The sequence below is a fragment of the Shewanella sp. ZOR0012 genome (assembly GCF_000798835.1).
GTDB lineage: Bacteria > Pseudomonadota > Gammaproteobacteria > Enterobacterales > Shewanellaceae > Shewanella > Shewanella xiamenensis.
In genome coordinates, this window is record NZ_JTLE01000094.1 from 337,422 (window position 1) to 357,033 (window position 19,612).

The 19,612-nt window shown below is 46.1% G+C and carries 20 protein-coding genes; 9 read left to right on the top strand and 11 right to left on the bottom strand.

Annotated elements, in window-relative coordinates:
* Positions 1-39: 39 nt before the first annotated feature.
* The 7 genes from L976_RS03355 to L976_RS03385 form a co-directional block, all read right to left on the bottom strand.
* The gene (locus L976_RS03355; protein WP_037431621.1) at positions 40-1,086 is read right to left on the bottom strand and encodes a porin; all 1,047 of its coding nucleotides are present in this window, start codon (positions 1,084-1,086) and stop codon (positions 40-42) included.
* Positions 1,087-1,241: 155 nt separating this feature from the next.
* Positions 1,242-2,207 carry a formate dehydrogenase subunit gamma gene (locus L976_RS03360; protein WP_047534164.1) on the bottom strand — a complete coding sequence of 322 codons (966 nt, stop codon included), beginning with the start codon at positions 2,205-2,207 and terminating at the stop codon, positions 1,242-1,244.
* A 9-nt stretch (positions 2,208-2,216) separates the two neighbouring features.
* On the bottom strand, positions 2,217-2,849 hold the full coding sequence (locus L976_RS03365) for a TorD/DmsD family molecular chaperone (RefSeq protein ID WP_047534167.1): 633 nt from the start codon (positions 2,847-2,849) through the stop codon (positions 2,217-2,219).
* On the bottom strand, positions 2,846-3,394 hold the full coding sequence (locus L976_RS03370) for a 4Fe-4S dicluster domain-containing protein (RefSeq protein ID WP_047534170.1): 549 nt from the start codon (positions 3,392-3,394) through the stop codon (positions 2,846-2,848). The genes L976_RS03365 and L976_RS03370 overlap by 4 nt, the downstream gene beginning before the upstream one ends.
* Before the next feature lie 11 nt (positions 3,395-3,405).
* Entirely contained in the window at positions 3,406-5,607 is a 2,202-nt protein-coding gene (locus tag L976_RS03375; RefSeq protein WP_047534173.1) for a molybdopterin-dependent oxidoreductase, read from the bottom strand.
* Between the two features lie 111 nt (positions 5,608-5,718).
* Positions 5,719-7,155, bottom strand: coding sequence for a disulfide bond formation protein B (locus L976_RS03380; RefSeq protein WP_047534176.1), 1,437 nt, complete (start codon positions 7,153-7,155; stop codon positions 5,719-5,721).
* A gap of 210 nt (positions 7,156-7,365) precedes the next feature.
* Positions 7,366-8,328 (bottom strand): LysR family transcriptional regulator, encoded by a 963-nt coding sequence (locus L976_RS03385; RefSeq protein WP_047534179.1) that lies wholly within the window; start codon positions 8,326-8,328, stop codon positions 7,366-7,368.
* 456 nt (positions 8,329-8,784) lie between these two features.
* Here L976_RS03385 and L976_RS03390 point away from each other — a divergent pair, with 456 nt between their 5' ends.
* From L976_RS03390 to L976_RS03405, 4 genes are all read left to right on the top strand, one after another.
* Positions 8,785-9,135, top strand: a complete 351-nt coding sequence (locus L976_RS03390) for a YkvA family protein (protein ID WP_037413772.1) — start codon at positions 8,785-8,787, stop codon at positions 9,133-9,135.
* A gap of 171 nt (positions 9,136-9,306) precedes the next feature.
* On the top strand, positions 9,307-10,704 hold the full coding sequence (locus L976_RS03395) for a hypothetical protein (RefSeq protein WP_047534183.1): 1,398 nt from the start codon (positions 9,307-9,309) through the stop codon (positions 10,702-10,704).
* 1 nt (position 10,705) lies between these two features.
* A complete protein-coding gene (locus L976_RS03400) occupies positions 10,706-11,743 on the top strand; it encodes an acyltransferase family protein (protein WP_047534185.1) in 1,038 nt (345 codons plus the stop codon).
* A 129-nt stretch (positions 11,744-11,872) separates the two neighbouring features.
* A complete protein-coding gene (locus tag L976_RS03405) occupies positions 11,873-12,430 on the top strand; it encodes a hypothetical protein (protein WP_052184054.1) in 558 nt (185 codons plus the stop codon).
* A 72-nt stretch (positions 12,431-12,502) separates the two neighbouring features.
* Here the strand turns inward: L976_RS03405 and L976_RS03410 are convergent, their stop codons facing one another.
* From L976_RS03410 to L976_RS03425, 4 genes are all read right to left on the bottom strand, one after another.
* Entirely contained in the window at positions 12,503-13,084 is a 582-nt protein-coding gene (locus L976_RS03410) for a lipid-binding SYLF domain-containing protein (protein ID WP_047534188.1), read from the bottom strand.
* 136 nt (positions 13,085-13,220) lie between these two features.
* The gene (locus L976_RS03415; RefSeq protein ID WP_047534190.1) at positions 13,221-14,153 is read right to left on the bottom strand and encodes a hypothetical protein; all 933 of its coding nucleotides are present in this window, start codon (positions 14,151-14,153) and stop codon (positions 13,221-13,223) included.
* Positions 14,154-14,207: 54 nt separating this feature from the next.
* Positions 14,208-14,609, bottom strand: coding sequence for a nitrous oxide-stimulated promoter family protein (locus tag L976_RS03420; protein ID WP_047534194.1), 402 nt, complete (start codon positions 14,607-14,609; stop codon positions 14,208-14,210).
* Between the two features lie 104 nt (positions 14,610-14,713).
* Positions 14,714-15,073 (bottom strand): DsrE/DsrF/TusD sulfur relay family protein, encoded by a 360-nt coding sequence (locus L976_RS03425; RefSeq protein ID WP_047534199.1) that lies wholly within the window; start codon positions 15,071-15,073, stop codon positions 14,714-14,716.
* Positions 15,074-15,326: 253 nt separating this feature from the next.
* Between L976_RS03425 and L976_RS03430 the strand changes: the two genes are divergently transcribed.
* From L976_RS03430 to L976_RS03450, 5 genes are all read left to right on the top strand, one after another.
* Positions 15,327-16,145 (top strand): hypothetical protein, encoded by an 819-nt coding sequence (locus L976_RS03430; protein ID WP_037429241.1) that lies wholly within the window; start codon positions 15,327-15,329, stop codon positions 16,143-16,145.
* A gap of 228 nt (positions 16,146-16,373) precedes the next feature.
* Positions 16,374-16,685, top strand: a complete 312-nt coding sequence (locus tag L976_RS03435) for a hypothetical protein (protein ID WP_047540104.1) — start codon at positions 16,374-16,376, stop codon at positions 16,683-16,685.
* A gap of 11 nt (positions 16,686-16,696) precedes the next feature.
* Positions 16,697-18,151 (top strand): protein adenylyltransferase SelO, encoded by a 1,455-nt coding sequence (locus L976_RS03440; RefSeq protein ID WP_047534203.1) that lies wholly within the window; start codon positions 16,697-16,699, stop codon positions 18,149-18,151.
* A gap of 11 nt (positions 18,152-18,162) precedes the next feature.
* Complete coding sequence (locus L976_RS03445; protein ID WP_156143146.1) at positions 18,163-18,456, top strand: DUF3630 family protein; 294 nt, start codon at positions 18,163-18,165, stop codon at positions 18,454-18,456.
* Positions 18,457-18,485: 29 nt separating this feature from the next.
* The gene (locus L976_RS03450) at positions 18,486-19,523 is read left to right on the top strand and encodes a serine/threonine protein kinase (RefSeq protein ID WP_047534207.1); all 1,038 of its coding nucleotides are present in this window, start codon (positions 18,486-18,488) and stop codon (positions 19,521-19,523) included.
* Positions 19,524-19,612: the final 89 nt, after the last annotated feature.

Sequence of the window (19,612 nt, forward strand, 5' to 3'; positions counted from 1 at the left end):
GCGCAGTTGAGAGGAGTGCCATCCTTGGCTGGGTTTGGGTTAACCTTTCCAGTTTAAATCGAAGTCGTAGCGAACCCCGATAGCGATACTGTTATCTGTATCTCGGTTGTCATTGTCTTGATATAAGTATTCTGCATGTAGGCGCACATTGGCGCTGGGATTCCACTCTATTGTGGTATTAACGCCTTGATAGTTAAGACTGCTTGAGTCGTTTATCCCATCGTCGAATCGGAAGTAACCCAGCTTAAGCTTATAGTCCTGGCCGAGTGGCAGGGCGAGTGCACTATCGAGGCTATAGCCCTCTCTGTCTTCGCCTTGATTGAGTTGGTAGTCCTTATATTGATAGGCAACGGCAAGATAGACACCATTGGTAAAGCTATAAGCCATTGCAAAGCCAGTAGTATTTTCTTTGCCAGTATTAAGATTTGACTCGAAAGTATCCTGCTCTAGGTAACTTAGGCCCAGGTGTAACTGTTGCCAGTCGAAGCCAAGCCCTGCGTTCAGCATATCGGCACCACTGTTGGCCTCTTCGCTCTTAAATTGCGCGGATCCCATAAGGGTAAAATAGCCGATTTTTGTTTGATAGAGCGCGAGATTATCCGTAAAGAAAGGACTCTCCTGATTGTAGGCGAAAGGCGAGTTGGCATTATTGAAGATGTCAGTATATTCGGCGACTAGGCTATATTGTACGGGGCGTTGACGGCCGAGAGTGAATTGTCCCCAAGGAGAGCTTACGCCCGCAAAAGCTAAGCGTGCATCACCAAAGCTACCATCACCGTTCAGGTTTATTTTCCATTCCCCCTGTGCCAGCAATGCCCAGCCGGGAGCGAATTCAGTTTTACCCTTAATTCCTATACGTGAGAGCGCATCTCCAACATCCCAATCGTCGCTCAAACGACTATCGCTGTAGACTAGCGTCGGTCTCAGTGAGCCGTAGAGGCTAAGTTCGGTATTTTGCAGTTGAGTTGTTTGTTGCTGTTCTAAGTGTTGTAGGCGGCGATCGAGTTGCTCCCAATCACGATTTTCTGCGGCCATAGTGGCAAAAGGCAGCGTGAGACCGAGTAGCAGTAGTGAGGTTTTATTCATAATTTCCCCTTATTTTAGGGTGTAACGGTTTTTTAAGATGCAACTAGCCCTGACCTTAAAGATCGCGGACATGGGTGTGGGTGATTCCCCCCGAATGGGGGGATACTGGCGTTATTGACTCACTTGGAGTTGCAGTGACCCCGAGTCGTCAGCTTTTACTTGCTTTTAGGTAACTTCTGGAACCAGAGATTGTGGTGTTGCTTAGCCCAGTTCTCATCGCATTTCCCTGTGAGCATGCATTCCATACCGCCTTCAGAAATCACTGTTGCCATATAGATATGTACGACGGTAAATGCCCCTAGCACGAAAGCGCTCACGAGATGCAGGATTAAGGCGAGATTGGCGCCATCTTTGGTTGCGACCAAGCTTGGGAACATCAAGACCACACCGGAGCCAATCATCAGAGCGCCAAACAGGGCAAAACACCAGAACCAGAGTTTTTCGCCTGCGTTAGCAAAGCCCGCATCAGGGTGCTTGCCTTTGAACGAGCCGAAGTTGAGGTAGCCGCCGAGCGCCTTAAACCAACCTAAGTCGCAGGCTTCAGGGAGTTGTTTGTTGGCCCATTTCACCACCATTACTAACCAACCTAATATAAAGGGAAAGGCCATAAGGTTATGAATGGCTACAGAGCTACCGATAAAACCGATCCAACGTTCTGCTCCCATATTCGGTTCTAACCAAAAACGGCCTGCGATCATCGCCAGTCCGGTGCCGATCAGCAGTAGGCAAGCGATTGCGCCTATCCAGTGGAACAATATATCCATTCCACTCCAACGATTGACTTTATGACCAGAGAAACCTTGAGTCAGTTTTGCCTTGCCATTGATTAAAACAAACAGGGCTAAGACGAAAAACATCCCAAAGAAACTGTAAGTCAGTAGATCGGCCCACCAAGTCGCAGGAGCGAGCGTTTCGAGATAGCCTTGATTGACTTGGGCCAAGGGCGCAGGAAACTCAGGCTGTAGTGGCATTCCACGAAGTTCAGGAATATCCCCTTGAACGGCGATTTCCTGTATGGGTTGCCATTGTTGAGGTTGGGGCATTAACGTTTCGCTCGCCAGTAGCGGTAAGCTGTAAATGCCAGCAGTAAGACTAGTGATAACAGTGATTAATCTTTTCATATTATATCCTTAAGCATCGAGTCGAGGCTTTTCAGATGGGGCATGGGCCCCTGCAATATTTAATCTGTTCGCCAAAAAGTCGGCTAGCGCCTTGGCATAGCAGTCCCAAAACTGGAGCTGAGCGTGGTGTGACATTTTGTCGGTGAAATGCTCAAACCAAGTACCGAGATGTTGCTGTAAAAAATGCTGCGCCATCTGGTTCAGCTCATTAGCTACAGTGGGGTTTGTGTGGCTATGGTGGTGACGTAGGGCTTCGGCACAGAAGAGAAACTCCATTTCATTGCCAATATAATCAGCAGGTTCATTGAGTTTGTTATCTATAACTAAGCCCAGTTTTTGGTAAAACGTCGCCACAGCACTAGTGTTGTCGGTGTTGAGCTGCCTTCCCCCATCGCGATACACAGACTCATAGGGGGGAACTAACAAGCGTGTCGGCCCGATACACATGCGGTTATAGTCACATTCGAGCTCTATCGGCTCAGTCAACCATTTACGAGCCTCCTGCAACAGCATGGGATATTGCTGGTTATGCTCTAACCAAGTGATCAGCCGTTGCAAGGTTTCGGGAGAGGAAGGAGTAAACAACATTCCCTTGAACGCCTGATAACCTGCCGCTACTGGACCAAAATCCGTTGATGTCATAGCCGCTCCTTAACAATGACCATGTTAGGTTTGGTGACGCAGTTACCGTAACCAATCCCTTGCTTAGAGACTGAAGGTTTTTGAGCGAGTAGCTGATTGATACGGTCGGTATCGAGACATTTTACTGGACAGCCATCGACGCACGCAGGCTTAAGACCTTGGTCGATCAGTTCAATGCACATATTGCATTTAGCGGCTTTACCATCAGTTTTAAGCATGACGACGGCATCGTAAGGGCAGGCACTGACACACAGGCCGCAACCTGTGCACTTGTCGCGGTTAAGCACGACGAGTCCATCACTGCGAACGGTATAAGCTTGGGCAGGGCAAGCAATTAAGCAGGCTGGATTACCACAGTGCATACAGGAGTGGCTTAGCCATACGTCTACCTCACCGTCATCGCGCTGCACTTCATATCTGTCGACTTTACGAAAGCGTACGTCTTCTGGGAGTTCATTGTGGATTTGGCAGGCAATGGTGCAGGCTTGGCAGCCAACACAGTTTTCTTGTCTGAAGACGAATCCGAGTTGATGTTTATTTTCCATGGGGTTCTCCATCAGGCTTTAGCCAAAGACACGCGGGTTGAATGGTAGGCAGAGCAACCACCCATGTCGGTCAATCTGTCTGTCGTCAATGAGTTAGTGCAACCCTCAGTGCCGTTAGGATTGAGTCTGAGCCAATTACATTTAGGGCTCATCAAGGTCCCTTGAGGTACGCCACTGGTTATCATGGCTACAAACTTGGCCTCACCGCGGTGATTACTGAGTTGAACTCTGTCGTTGTTTTTGATGCCGTAGGTTTTTGCATCTTCAGGATTGATTTTTACGTAGTAGGCGGGAATGGCACGAATGTATTTTACATTGTAGAAGGAGCTATTGACCCGCTGTGGAACACCTGATGAGAGTAGGCGGAAGGGAAGTGCTTTTTCTTTGGCTTCCATCTCATCTTCGGGTAAACCCCAATCGAGTACAGGGTGAAAACCTGCATCGGCCATGAGCTGAGAACTAAATTCAATCTTGCCACTTGGCGTATCGTATTTACCATCGGCGAGTACAGGCTGGGGAATGTCTAACTTGATGTATTTTTCCTTCATCAACCGCTCGTAACTGACGCCTTTATAGTAAGGCGAATCGGTCGTTAACAGCTCGCGAATGATGTCATCATTACTGGCTTTGAAGGCGGGGTCTTCAAATCCCATGGCTTGGCCTAATTCACGGAAGAAGGTCCAGTTGCATTTAGATTCTCCCAGCGGTTCAATGACTTTCTGACAGACCTGTACATAGTAGCCATGGTAGTCGCCGACGATATCATCGGTTTCAAATTGGCTGGCCGCAGGCAGGATAATATCGCAGTATTGCAGTGAGTCCGTCATGACCATGTCATGGCCGACCACAAACAGATCTTCCCGTTTCATTCCTTCGATAACGGCATTGGTATCCGGTGCCACAACGACAGGGTTACCGTTATAGATAATCATGCCGTGAATCGGTTTACTCGGTTTGTCATGGCTGGTGGGATGTGTAGGATGAAGCGCCTTGGCAAGCTCCGTCATATTGATCCGCTGCGCATCAGGATTGGAGCGCATATATTTACCGCTCGCTTGGTACTGATTCAGTCCGCCACCTGCATGAACGTTATCGTAGATTAACCCGTTACCACGCTTACCAAAGTTCCCTGTAACGGCGAGCAACATAGCCACAGCGCGGGACATGCGGGCACCGTTAAAGTTACGTTGGAAACCATAGCCCATACGCAACATGGTTTTTTCGTTTTCGCCTAGCACCTTGGCAAATTCAAACATTTTTGCCCGAGGAACCCCCGTGATCTTCTCTATTTCGTCGTAACTGATCTCGTTCAAGCGTTGCAATAGGGCGTCGTAGCCAATGGTTTGCTCTGCGATAAACTTATGATCGACAAAATCTTTCTCTACAAGATATTTCATTATGCCCGCGCAGAGTTGTACATCTGTGCTGGGGCGAGGTTGTAGGTAAATATCTGCCTGTGAACATAAAGGGGTTCGCTGTGGATTGACGACTAACAGTTTGGTGCCGCGGTCGCGGGCTTGGTTAATGAGTTTGATAGCAATAGTGTTAGAAACAACTTCATCATGTCCCCAGGTGAGGTACACATCGCTGAGTAAGATATCCTCAGGATCTGGGCCGAGGAAGGTGCCATACAAGGATTCGAGCCCATCATAGGCGGCATAGGTACAGACTTTACGTTCAAGAATAGAGGAGCCGATACGGTTCCAGAAACGCTCACCGGAAGCGGACATTCCAATGGCGCCATAATTGCCAGAATAACTGTAGGGAAGAATGGCCTCTGAACCGTGCTCTGCAATGATCTGTTTGAAACGACTAGATATTTTACTATAGGCTTCATCCCAACTAATACGGCGCCATTTACCTTCGCCTTTGTTACCAACACGCTCCATTGGATGTAAGATCCGGTCGGCGGCATAGGTATACTGAACGTAGCTTTGACCTTTCAAGCAGGGCGCTAAACCTGTTTTAGCTTGTTCTTCTGCCCCGGATACATAGGTCATGCGACCATCTTGCACTCTAAACTTAAGTAAACATCGGGCTGCACAGTTGCGTAAACAACTATGATAAACAACATCTCCATTTCGTTTTGCCAATAGACCTGTATTGGCGCCTTGTTGCTTGGCATGTGCTATGCCGGGGGTTAAGCCTGACAGGGAGGACAGTACAGCGCTTGCTGCAGCTCCTTGTAAAAACGTGCGTCTATCGATTTTCATCGTCATCACCCACCATGATTTGAACCTTAGGTTCGTTTTGATTATTGGCTTTGTGCCTTTTATATCGCCGGGAAATCGGCATGCCCCGAGAGAATCCCAGGGCGAAATTACTTACATCACATAGGTTTGCAGTTGGTTTTGCCCATTGATCTGGCTGATGGTCAACAGTTTGTCATCCTGTACTAACAGTCCTTGCGGATTGTTCGTGCCAGCCAGTTTGGCCATAGGTGTTACTTCGCCAGTAAGCAGATTGAGCTTAAGTACCTCGCTGCCGTCATTGTTGAGGATCCAAGCTTGCTCGCCTTGAACGCTGATGCCTGTTACTTGAGGTAGTGCAGGGAGTCCTTGTAAATTTGATTCGGCAGAGAGCGTCATATCTGAGCGGTCAAAGCGTGATAACACTAAGTGTTCGTTGAGTGCATCGCGGGTCGTCACTGTGACAAATTGTGCGAGTGTGCTGCTGTAACCCAATGCCAAGCTGTAGCTGGTTTTAGCGCGTACCGTGCTGAACTGGCCGCGAGCGGTTTCACCTATGCCATCGCTACTTTGGTTGAAGCGGCGATAGTTCATTTCCCAGTTTTGTGTTGGATCGAGCGTTAATTCCGCCCAAGCTTTATTGAAGCCCATCACCAGCAAGCTGTTGGCGGAAGTAAAGGCAACCCCATGAAGCGTTTCAATATGCAGCATATACATGCCGTCAATCTGCGCTTTACTGAGAATTTGCATTTTCTTATCAAGGATATAGACCCAATTATTTGTTGTCGTTAGGGCATAAATCTCTGCGTCAGCTTGATAGTCAATGGCAGTCACACGTCCACTTATCTCCAATGGGAGTACTTGTTCAGCGACTAATTTCGCTCTAGGAGCCTTAGCAAATAGCGGTTCTGTTGGTTGCCAAGTCTCAATATCTGGATTATCAATGGCGTAAGCACCGCGAGCATTAGGTGCATAAGTTGGCCAGTGGTCGAGTTCCCAACTCATGTATTGAGGATTAAAAGAGACTCGGCCAGGGCTATCTTGACCTACGAAGGGAAGGGGGCCCGTTTGCGTAAAGGCTTGGACAATATTGCCACTGATCACGACTAGGAATATCCCACAGGCAACCTTAGGAAGCGTATCGAGTGGTTGCTTGCCGTAGCCGTTATTCGGGAACTTATTGCCAAGTGTGAGCATGAGTAATGCCACCACAATAAGCACGACGACAAACACGAATAACGCCCAAGTGTAGGTATGAGCGCCCATGATTTTCAGTGAAAAACCTTGGCCAATATCACTGCCTAAATTGATCGAGGTATGAACTGAGGCCATAAAGGCACCATATATTCCAAGCCAAACTAACGCGGCGATATATTTAGGTTTTAGGCCAAAGCGAACGATATAGAGGGCTGTTAGCGCCACTAAGATCATGGCTGTACGTTCTTGCCAGCAGAAAGCACAAGGGTTATCTAAATAAATAAATCCGAAAATAAAACAAGCAATACCAACGGGTAATGCCATGATAATAATAGAAGCAAATGAAGCTAGCTTGTTAAATAAATGCTCTTTCATGGTAGCCCTTTAGTAATTGCCGATAGGAAGTAAAATGCCCCAAGACATCATTATCCAAATGAAGAAACTTAACCCAATGCAACCAAATAATAATTTGTCTGCGAGCGACTCTTTTTCTGGTTTTTTTAACACCAGATAAGCGGCAAATGCCGTGATGCAAAAAAGTGTGAATTCCATTAACTACCTCTTTATTGACGTGTGACTTATCTCTTAATTAGCTGAGGCTAATCGCCATTCTCTCTCTAATCCATAAACGAGTTTTGATTTAACCCAGTTGAATGCTGGTGAGTTATTTATATTTCCATAGAGAATGTAATTTCCAACTGCTCTTTGTTCACTGCGGATTTCTTTAATATCGTTAATCATTTCATCTGTTAATCTTCGATAATTAACCGAGGGAATCATGTCGACAAATTGACGAGTAAATTGATTACAACTTAACGTGATGCTGTTAGATTGAGCGAGCAGTTGCATGGCGGTTGCTACACTGTCTGTATAACCCGCCACATCCATTTGTAATCCATTGTCACGACAAAGGTTAACCAATAGCGGACAACTGAGATCGTTATAGTTATCAATCTCTAACAGTGGATAGTTTGATAGTTGTTCCAATGACATTTCACCCTCAAGAATGGGGTGATTATGATTGGCTAAGATGTAGATATCTCCAGTTTCGGAGAAGATTTCATTATTGAGTCGACTATCATCGAAGCCTTCGTACACAACAACAAAATCAATATCACCAGTTATTAACTCATTGTTGCAATCGTGACTTAAGCTACGGACATCGAATCTAATATTGGGTGCTTCAGGTTGAATATAGTTTGAGATCACTTTATGAACAGCATAAACAAACTCGTCATAGGCGCGTATTACAAAATGACCGCCTGACTCACTAGGAGTAAAAACAGAATGTTGACGTTCGAGTAGTTGATATTGTTCAACAAGATACTTGGCGTGCGGAATGAGCTCTTCTAACTTTTTAGTTGGAATTAATCCATGTGATTTACGAATGAATAGTGAGTCCATAAATATATCGCGTAGAGCATTTAATATACGCGTAACGTTGCAATTTGATAGACCAAGCTCTGTGGCGGCTATATTGGCTTGACCATTTTTATAAACGGAAAGTAATACTCTAAGCTGAAGGTAATTAAGATTATCTATTTTCATTTTGGTAAGTTCTTGGCTTTATTTTCATATCACTATGAGCTCTTTGTAGGCTTGTTGCCAAGATTAATATGGCATTATGTTCTGGTTAATTCTGTTATTTATGAGTTTCATCCTGTTTTTAAGTGATTGAAATAACCTTATTTCTGATGGTGAAATTTAATTTTTCTGGGTTTTATTAGTGAATGTGTGAATGAGTTCAGGAATAAAGTTGAAAGATATGTCGAGATAAAAAATTGTGACGTTCGTACTTGTGTTGTCTATTGGTGTGTCGTAGGAGGATGGGTTAGGCTAAATAACCATCGATATACAAGCGTGATTTCAGAACGAATGCTTGCTTTATTCTTAAGCAAAAGTGTGGTTACTTATCCTTAATGCTAGAGGTTTGCTAATTTAGAAAAGTCGCTATGAGTTGCAGTATTCGTATCGCATTTAGGGCTCACTTAACAGGAGGTATTTATGGCAGAAGAGCAATTCACTGAAACTGGTTTTTGGAACAAAATCAAAATGTTTGGTCGCCAGGCTGGGCGTGAGGTGGTTGAGCGTGCTTTGTGGCTTTACTATGCTGCGCAAAAGCCTAATACACCTACGTGGGCCAAGTCGGTAATTTTTGGGGCCTTGGCGTATTTTATCTCGCCTTTAGATGCGATTCCCGATTTAACGCCGTTAGTCGGTTTTACTGATGATTTAGGGGCGTTAGCGGCGGCGTTGACTATGGTAACGCTTTATATTGATGATGAGGTTAAATCACTGGCTGCGGCTAAGTTAGCGTTGTGGTTTGGCGATGAGCCGACAACGCCTAAATCCTGATACTTCTGAGCATTAAACCTTAAAAATATGATTTTATTAGTGGTTCATGAAGATGAGTTGGCTTAGTTTTTTGAGGGTAAAAAAATTTTCTGTTAAACGTTTCACTATTACGCAATTGCGCTATATGCTAGCGCTGTTTTGTGAACCCATTGTGTGTGTTTAGGCAAATAAATGAAAAATATTATGGTGGTGATCCTGTGGTTGATAGGAGTCTCTGCCGCCACTCCCGTGTTCGCCGATAAGGCCTCGCCAGAACAACTCGCTCGTCTATACCTCGATTTTATGGCTCAAACTAGTCGTCAGAGTGAAACTCTGTGGCCGGGATTTCGTCTCGACGATAAAGTCCACCTCTTCAGCTATGCGGGCAGTGTTTGGTTACGTCAGCCCGGTGGTGAGATTATTAAAGACAACAGTGTGTTAGAGTCAGTTAACCTTCACTCTGGTCTATCAGTTAATTTTGGTTTTCCTCAGTATCAAGGGTTGGCTGGTGTGTTGATCCAGCTCGAGTCTCCCACGATTCAATTTGATAGTACGACAAAAACTGCCGATTTGCCTTTCGTGATTTGGGCTGGCAATAGTGTGCATGAGGCGTTTCATTTTTACGCTCAATCCGAGTGGCGTGTATTAGAGGACGCTCGCCGCTATGAAGGGGAGGTCTACCCGCTTAATTTTGATGCGCGCTATTACCGTCTTCAGTTATTCAACTCGCTCATGTCAGCCTTAAAACAGCCCGAGCAACAAGCATTGTACTTAGGCCATGCTGCTTACTGGTTGCAGGCATGGCGTCAAACGGCGCCTAACGAAGATAAAGTCAGTTATGTGAGTGATTTAGTCGAAGGCAGTGCAAAATACGTTGAGCTGATTGCGGGCGCGCGCTTCCTGAGCCAAAACCAAACCTATCTCGGTTATCAACAGATACTGCTGCAATATGTGCAGGATTATTATCAACAGCAGCAAATGCTTGGCGGTTGGACGGCCGAAGCTGAGAATATCGGCGCACTTGCGGGAATACTGTTAGACAGCACTCAAGATGCCTATGTGTGGAAAGAGTCCGTCATGTCGGGCATGTTGCCTGTGGATTTACTGCTGGGTCGCATTAAGCCGATTACTCCACCGGTTGGGCAAAATAGTGCGCAGAAGAAACGTCTGCAAGATATGCTGGCTTACTATCCGTCGACTGACCAAAAATTGGCTCAGCTATTGCGAGATGTGCAGGACCCCAAGGTGCCACTATTGGTCATGCCGAGCGTGAGCGATAGCAGTAGTTTTATGGATGTGGGGGAAGTTCGTTCCGGGTTTTATGTCGTGCCTTATCAAGAGGAAATGACTCAGGCTTATTTAGGGATGAGTGTGCAATTTAGTAACTTAAATGTCAGTGGTAGCCCCTTGTTGGATGTGCCTTTGCAAAATTATTGTGAGGGCATTGAAGCCGCAACTCTGTTACCTTTGGGGTTTTCCTTCCAACGCGAAGGTCAGTATCTGGTGTTTAATGAGCCGGAAATCCACGGAACAATAAGGGTTTCTGCAAGTGTTGTTGAGGGAAGAACCCTCTACTGTACGATGAATTAATATGAGAAAAAATCAGCTCGAATTTACCTACATGCGTGGCATTGCGATTATTTTTATCGTGCTTGGGCATAGTATTTACAACTCTGAGGAAGGGTTTCCGTTATTGCTGGAAAATTTACTCAGAGGTGGCACGGCGCTGTTCGTGTTTATCTCTGGCTATTTTTTCCATCGGATTTTTTATAAGGACTTCGATTACGGTAAGTTCATGAAGAATAAAGTGCAAAATGTGCTTTATCCTTTCTTAGTGGTTTCTGCTGTTGGCTTATTCTGCTTGAGTTTGCGCTGGATTTTTATGGAGCATCAGCCACTTGAACAGTTATTGCTCAGTATTTTTTATACCGTACGGAATGGTTACATCTTGTACCCGCATTGGTATATCCCTTTTATCATGGCAGTGTTTTTATTGTCGCCAGTATTTTTATGGTTTATTCGCTGCTCACAGCAAATGCGTTGGACGCTATTTGTACTGAGTTGTGTGGTGGCCATTTTGCTCCACAGACCCATAGGCAACGTTAACTTTATTCATTCAGTCGTTTATTTTATGCCTTTCTATTTGATTGGTATTTTATATTCCCAAGATGAACATCTTGTGTCGCGCTATGGTTCCATTTTAAGTGCGCTAGCAGGAATTTTCCTTGTCGTGAGCTTGGTTGAACAGAGTTATATAGTGCAGCATGTGGGTAACTATCATAAAGCACCGTTTGAATATAACGGCATCGACTGGCAGTTTATCCAAAAACTGAGCCTGTGTGTGTTGGTGCTTAACTTCTGTGATTGGTTGTCAAAACGTAGTCGCTTACCTTGGCTTATCGAAATCGCCGAAATGAGTTTTGCGATTTTCTTTATCCATCCGCTGTTCGATATGTTGTTTAATACCACTGCAACGATATTCCGTTTCCGTTTTCCGCCAGGGTCTGCTATCACGAGTATTCTGTTCTCGGCCGCGATTTTTCTCTTCCTGATGGTGGGCAGTATTATCACGGCACGCTTTATCAAAAAACGTTTAGGTAACCGTTCTCGTCTTTACATCGGTTGGTAATCCTTCACAAGCACAGGGGAATTAAGTTTAAATTTATTCCCCTGTGTTAGCGTGTTTTGCATTGAATTTCCCATGGAAAACATAATGCAAACTATCACCTTAGCACGTCTTGGAATTGTCGGCCTATGGATGGCAACGCCAGTATTTGCCAATGCGACTCCCAAACCTGTACTTGCCGTAGAACAAGAGACTTTCTTCAATCAATTAGCCGCCCATTGCGGTAAAGCGTTTGCGGGTAAAGTCGTCTCAAAGGACAGCGCCGATGCGGCTTTTCGTGATAAGTCATTAGTGATGCATGTGCGAGAGTGCAGCGATACTGAGCTGAAAATCCCATTCCATGTGGGAGACGACCACTCCCGTACTTGGGTGATCACTAAAACGGATCAGGGGTTAAGGCTAAAGCACGATCACCGCCATCAAGATGGGACTGAAGATAAAGTCACTATGTATGGTGGCGATACCGCCAGTATGGGAACCAGTCAAAAGCAATCATTTCCCATCGATCAGGCATCGATTGATAACTTTATGCAAAATGGCCTAACCCAGTCTGTCACCAATGTGTGGCATATAGAAGTTACGCCAAACACTTTCAGTTATTTACTCACTCGGGAAGCCCGTCATTTTCAAGTGGATTTTGATCTAACCCAACCGCAGCCTTTACCGCCAGTTCCTTGGGGACATGAGTAGGTTAAAGCGTAATTAAAACAAAACCTCTGAGCTTTTCGAGTTCAGAGGTTTTCTGGAAGCGGTCTTGTAATCTTAGTTACCCCTAGGCTCGAAGGTAAAAGATTGTCCCGCCAGTGCGGCTTCAAACATTAGTCCACCCTTGGCAACGGTAAAGACCGCCATACCATTGATATAGGCTGCGGTAGCCGATTGATTACCACCGGCTTGACCAGCACCTGCCGAGTTGCCTGTGGTGCCTGCTTTGGCGTTAGCACCCATATTAATGGCAACTGCGGAGGCTTGGGCATCAAACTCAAAACTGCCACTGGTGAACTCATTGTAGGATTTGGCATCTTTAAAGAAGATGATTTCACTATAGGCTTGTCCACCTAATTGAAATCCAATAGATAGCTGGGTTAGGCTGGAGTCTCCCATATATTGTCCCGCTTGAAAAACCCGACCTTTGCCGTAGGCGGCGCCAATACCAATCCCACCTTTGCCAACTGTTGGAAAGAGGGCGTAGCCATAGGCGGTATCAAAAAATTTGCGGGTTTCCTTGGCTTGGTGAAAATTTTTTAAAGCCTCAGTGTAACTATCATCTGCTTGCGCAACTGGTGTCAGTAAGCTGGCAATCAAGCAGGTCGATGCGACAACAAAAGATAAAATTGATTTCATGGCGTTCCTCCTTAAGTCTTGGTTCCATCAGACTACCCTTTGTTGTCACAAATGACAGCCTAAAGCTGCGTTAATGTCAGCTCGGATTCAGTTTTTCAATAAGACATGTTGCCAGTTTTGATTGCTAAGCGATGGTTTAGTTCTGAGGTGGATTGGGCGTGGTGGTCGATTTTTCCTTGCTATCGTTCGATTCTTGCTGCAGTTGTTGAATAAATTCAAACTCCTCTGGGGTGAGCACTCCTGAAGATGAAGATTCAACTTTGGGCTTAGGCACTGATAAATGGCCTTTCAAATACGCTGTACGAGTGATCTGCTTTAGACCATAGGCGGCAAGTAAGTAGAAACTTAATAGTAAGCTTAATCGGGGCAAGGCGTGGGATAAGGCTGAAAGCGAGTCGCCTAGATAAAAAGGCAGTACAACCACAAAAACACGCAGTAGCCAGTTAAATAACATCGCTAAGGTTAGGCCAAATAACCAGCGGAAACGGATGAGTTTCAAGGTGTCCTGTGGTGCATCGCTCAATGGCGGTTGACTGACTTTATATTGTTTAAGTAGATGCCACAGAGCGACAAAATAGGCTGCTGTTTGAGTAAATAGCAACAACGGCATTGCTAAACTCCAGTGGCTGAAATCGATCGTCAGCGGATTATTAAAGAATTCAGCCTGAAACCAAATGGCGTTTTTATGTAAGTTGAGCCGCAAAGTAATATCTATAACTGCAAGCAGTAGTGTGATAATCGCCGGCCAATAATGCCATGAAAAACCAATAGGCTCAGTATGTTGCTCTAAACTGCGTTTGCAATAGAGGTAAAGCAGTGGCATGAGTAAAAAATAAATCGGGGCAAGCAAATTAAATAATATGTGGATAGGAATTGGCATGTTATCACGGTTAAGCATTCCTGTCAGAAAATACAGTGCGATGAGACTTAGAAAAGCCGCCAACAGCTTTTGATTATTGTCCGAATGATAAAAGTAACGAATATAAATAGCTAACGCGAGGCAATGTAAGCCACCAAATAGGGATAACCACCAATAGGCTTGAGCAAAAAATGTATTAAATTCGTTCATTTTGTCACCTCGACGACCTGTTATATCAGGGAAATTCGAGGCGAAAAAGCATTCCTAGGTATTTTTCTGTGAAATGGCGATGCGTTGATGACGATTAGATGCGGCTTCGGGGACTGACGCAGGTACGGGATGACGCTCGGCCAGTAAGTGTTTGATTGCACGAATGGGATGCGGTAACAGCATTCTCGGCCCCGCGAAAATCATGATCTCTTTGACCTGCGCCTTTTGGGCGGGCTTGTAGCAATGCACTGAGCACTTATTGCAGGTGGGCTTATCTTGCCCATAGGGACAACGGTCGAGGCGAACGGCTGCATACTCTAGCAGTGCTAAACATTCTTCACACAGGCCGGATGCCGTTTGGCCTTGGTGCTTAGCTTTGCAATAGATCTTCGCCATCGCGCTAATGGTTTGATGCTCGTAGCGCAGTTTGCCTGTGAGTAGGGCCGCTGAGTCCATGGGAATACCTTAGTCTGTTACTCGGATAATCCCATCATAAGCAGCGGCGCGGGCTTGTTCAAAACCTAAGTGTCAATTTATGAAGATGCGCACAAAATAAGACTTTAAATGTGCATTACCTTATCGGCATCAAGTGTCCAGCGGGTGAGATCCTGTAAGGTGCCAATTTCAGCGCCTTCGAGCAGCATATCCGTATTCACTCCTCGCGCTTGAGCGCAGGTTTTACACAGTAAAATCGGGACTTGCTGAGCACTAAGGATCTCAAACATTTGCTGCAAGTTATAGCTTAAATCAGGCGTTGTCTGCTGTTTGAGTGCCCCAAATACCGCATCTGACATTAAAAAGATTTTGAGATCAACATCTTGCTCGGTTTGATCCTTGAGGGCTAAAGCAATGCGCAGGCTGTTAAACAGTTTTTCTGTGCCGTATGGACTCGCGTGGGCAACAATAAGAATTTTTTGCATTAGGCTTTCCTTAATTTTTTGCAAACGGTCATAAACCTTAGCAGTCTAGCCGAATTGCTTATATCGATTTGCGTGCAAGATCGGATAAAACGGCATAAATACTTGATTTACACAGACACTATGGACTTTAATAGCGGTTAATCACTGCTCAACTTTTGGACAAAACTCCTTGTCAGTCGCAGACCACTGAGTCGTTCTGGCAAGCCAACTGCAATAGCTTCTAACAGGAAGCAGCCATAAAAGGTGAAGAAGAATGAAGGTCATTGTCGTTTTAATACTGATCGTTATCGGAGTGTTTTTATTTCGTCGTGCCCAGCGCTTGGCGAAGGAAGAGCAAGAGGCAATGATGGCAAAAAAAACAACTGAAATGACAAAGGATACTAATTCTTTCCCAGAAGTGGCTGAATCTACGCCCGAAGTTACTCCTCCAGTAAATAATACGCCTGAAGACGCTTCTGCTATTATGAAAGCGCCTGAGATTGAATTAATGCCGAGGGAAGAGGTGCATCAGCCTAGCCGCGCCGAAATCGTTGCAATAAGTGAAGATATTATCGATGTCGATATTCCCGCTGTGCCCAATGAAGACCCTGTGATTATCTTGGCCGACGCCTCTGAAAAAATTGAGAAAGAGGCTGAAATTAAACCTGTATCCTCCGAGGCCGAAGGCCTTGCGACACCAGGCTCATGGGCGAATGTGACATTGCAGCGTGCGTTCGAAGGTTATCAAAGTGCAGAGACCGAACTTGCGCGCTATAACGCGTTACAGGATGTGATTGCAGAGTGTTATAAGCAGCGAAAATCGACTGACTATTTAGCCTATGGTGCAGCACTGTGTGAGCTTTATCCGGCATTATTCCATCGAGCGAATGCCACCAAGCCCAAACAGGTTGAGCTTAAAACCACAGGCTTTATGCAACTTGCAACATTATTAAATGATACTCAAGCCTTTAACGAAGCTATCGCGCTATGTCAGCAGGCTGTCTCACTTGGCTTAACCGACGGTACTGTCACAGGATTCGAAGGCCGGATCAGCCGTATTGAGAAGGCGCAGGCAAAAGCTGCAACTGCATAAAAGTTGATAGTAAGAATGACTATGTTGTCATGGCGTAAGGTTAAAGACTCTGGCATAAACTGGTTAATTCTAGCGCCTCAAATGCCCATAACCTAAAAGCGGTTATTTAACGGCTAAAAGCCGTGTAGAATCCGGAGACTTACCGCGCAAAAGGCGAACTAAGGTTCGCTTTTTTTATGAGCTATTTTTATGAAGTGTGTTGCGAGTTTATTGAATCAAATCGTCAAAATGAAATTACCCTTGGTTGTCTTATTTGCCAGCTTGGGCCTTGGGCTGACAGGTTGCACTAAAACCCCGGAATGGACGCTATTTTATTATTCGAAGGCGATCTCGCTGCCCACGACGCCGTTACAACCTGATGATATCAATGGTTATTACGACACTCTCGAACAATGCCAGCGCAAAGCCCATGGATTACAGCGTTTAACGGGGTCAGGTATGAGTGGCTTCGAGGCCAGCGGCGCCGGCGTATATCAATGTGGCCAGCAGTGTGAGTTGAACGATAAGTCCGTGCTGGTGTGCAAGCTGCTCACTCAATAGGGAATGTATTGATGAAGTTCAAACAGGATTTTTTCACCCAATTGCCTGAGTTTTATTCCCAAGTCTATCCGCAGGGCATTAGTAACCCCCATTGGCTCGCTTGGAGTGAAGATGCCGCGTCATTAATTGGGTTAAGTCAGCCAACAGATGGGTTATTACAGGGCTTATCGGGTAACGCGGCTGTTGAAGGTGCAAGCTATTATGCGCAGGTTTATAGCGGGCACCAGTTTGGTGGCTATACCCCTAGATTAGGCGATGGGCGCTCGATTATCCTCGGTGAAGCAATCGGCCCTAATGGTGCATGGGATGTGGCACTCAAAGGCGGCGGGCCGACCCCTTATTCTCGTCATGGTGATGGCAGAGCCGTAATGCGCTCTGCGGTGCGGGAGTTTCTCGTTTCTGAGGCATTGCACCATTTAGGTGTGCCAACGACCCGTGCCTTGGCGGTGATCGGCTCTGATATGCCCGTTTGGCGCGAGAGCCAAGAAACCGCAGCCATTACTGTGCGTTTGACGCGCAGCCATATCCGTTTCGGTCATTTCGAATTTTTCTGCCATAGCGAGCGTGGTCAAGCCGATAAGCTGACGCAATTGCTCAACTTTACCTTGAAGCAGCATTATCCGCATTTGAGCTGCGATCTGGCGGGTTATAAAGCTTGGTTTTTACAGGTGGTGCAAGATACCGCCAAGATGATTGCCCATTGGCAGGCTATCGGTTTTGCCCACGGGGTGATGAACACCGATAATATGTCGATTCTTGGTGATAGTTTCGATTTTGGCCCGTTTGCCTTCCTCGATACCTTCCAAGAAGACTTTATTTGCAATCATTCCGATCCTGAAGGGCGTTATGCCTTTGGGCAGCAGCCCGGCATTGGGCTGTGGAACCTGCAACGTTTAGCGCAGGCGTTGACGCCTGTTATCCCGTCAGATGATTTAATTGCCGCTTTGAATCAATATCAACATGCTCTAGTGCAGCATTATTTGATGCTGATGCGCGCTAAGTTAGGACTCGCTGAGCGAGCGGATTCGACAGCCGAGCAGGATCAACAGGACTTAGAACTCATTGGCCGCTTTACCGTGTTGATGGAGAAAAATCAGCTGGATTACAGCAACACTTGGCGTCGATTTGGTCAGCTTGATCCTAGCAGTGTGCACACGCCTTTGCGGGATGATTTTATTGATCTCAACGAGTTCGATACTTGGTATCAGGCATATCAGGTGCGGCTTGGTAAGGTTACTGATGTTGAGGCGTGGCAGCAGGCGCGTAATAACATCAATCCCAAGTATATTTTGCGCAACTATTTGGCCCAAGAAGCGATTATCGCCGTTGAAGAAGGGGATCTTGCGCCGCTACAGCGTTTGCACCAAGTGTTGCGTCAACCGTTTAGCGAGCAAGCTGAGCATGACGATCTGGCCAAGCGTCCTCCGGATTGGGGGCAAGGGCTGATTATGTCGTGCAGTAGTTGATGGAAGTAAAGATGAAATTAAACGCCATTCAGTTAGATAGAGCCGCGTTAAGCTTAAGTGTGAGCGGTGATATCGATTTTGATCATTTCGAAACCTTTGCCGAGCCGTTAGCCAAGGCCTTAGATTGCCGCGTGCGCGAGCGTCAATGGGGAGCCGATCGTCATCAATGGTTATTGGAGTTTGAAGGTACACCACTTTGGCTCAATTATGAGTTTTACGGCAATATCTGTTGGCTGAGTGTGGAGCGTGAGGCTGATGTTGAGGTGCTAGAATACCTTGCCACGCTGTTAAGCCGCCACTTATGAGCGCGCCACCATTTAATGAGAGAGTTCCAATGAGCCTAGATACGTTAAATCAACACCAAAGTGCCATCGATAATGCTGATTCGGGGGCGGCCTTTGCTTTTCAAGCTCTAACACCGGATTTGATTTTAGATGCTATCGAAAGTCTTGGCATTTACCCTGAAACGGGTCTGCTTGCACTCAATAGCTACGAAAACCGCGTGTATCAATTTCGCAGTGATGAAGGGCGGCGCTATGTAGTGAAGTTTTATCGTCCAAATCGTTGGACCGATGCGCAAATTCAGGAGGAGCACGATTTTGCCCTCGCGCTTGCCGAGCAGGAAATCCCGATGGCGGTGCCAGCCTTAGTGCAAGGGTGTACCTTGCACCATTTCCAAGGTTTTCGGTTTGCACTGTTTCCTTCCATCGGTGGTCGAGCCTTTGAGGTCGATAATTTAGAACAGTTGGAATTTGTTGGCCGTTTTATCGGTCGTATACATCAGTACGGCGCGCATTCGGTTTTTCATGCCCGCGAACCGCTCAATCCGCAAATCTTAGGCGATGAGCCTTTGGCGTGGTTGAAACAATCAGAATTAGTGCCGACTTCTCTACGGGCCGCCTTTTTCACTGTGGTCGAACAAGTGCTGGCGAAGGTCAACACCGTTTGGTCGCAGCAATGTTTCAAACCGATTCGCTTGCATGGCGATCTACACCCAGGGAATATTCTTTGGACACCCGATGGGCCTGGTTTTGTGGATTTAGACGATGCCCGTATGGGACCTGCCATTCAAGATTTATGGATGATGTTAACGGGGGATAGGGCGCAGCAGCAACTGCAACTCGAGGTATTGCTCGAAGCCTATGAGGAATTTTGTGAATTCGATACGCGGCAACTGGCGTTGATTGAACCCCTACGCGCATTACGGATGGTGCACTATAACGCTTGGATTGGCAGGCGTTGGCAAGATCCGGCTTTCCCTATGCATTTCCCATGGTTTGGGGATGAAAAGTATTGGGAGCAGCAGATTTTGGCATTTAAGGAGCAACTCGCGGCACTTAATGAACCACCGCTAAGTTTGATCCCTTATTAAATGTGTGAACAGGGTGGGATTTACGAGGCTCTCTTGCCTAACGGATTGAACTCTCAGCTTGAGTTACACTCAAAAAATGAAATATGTTA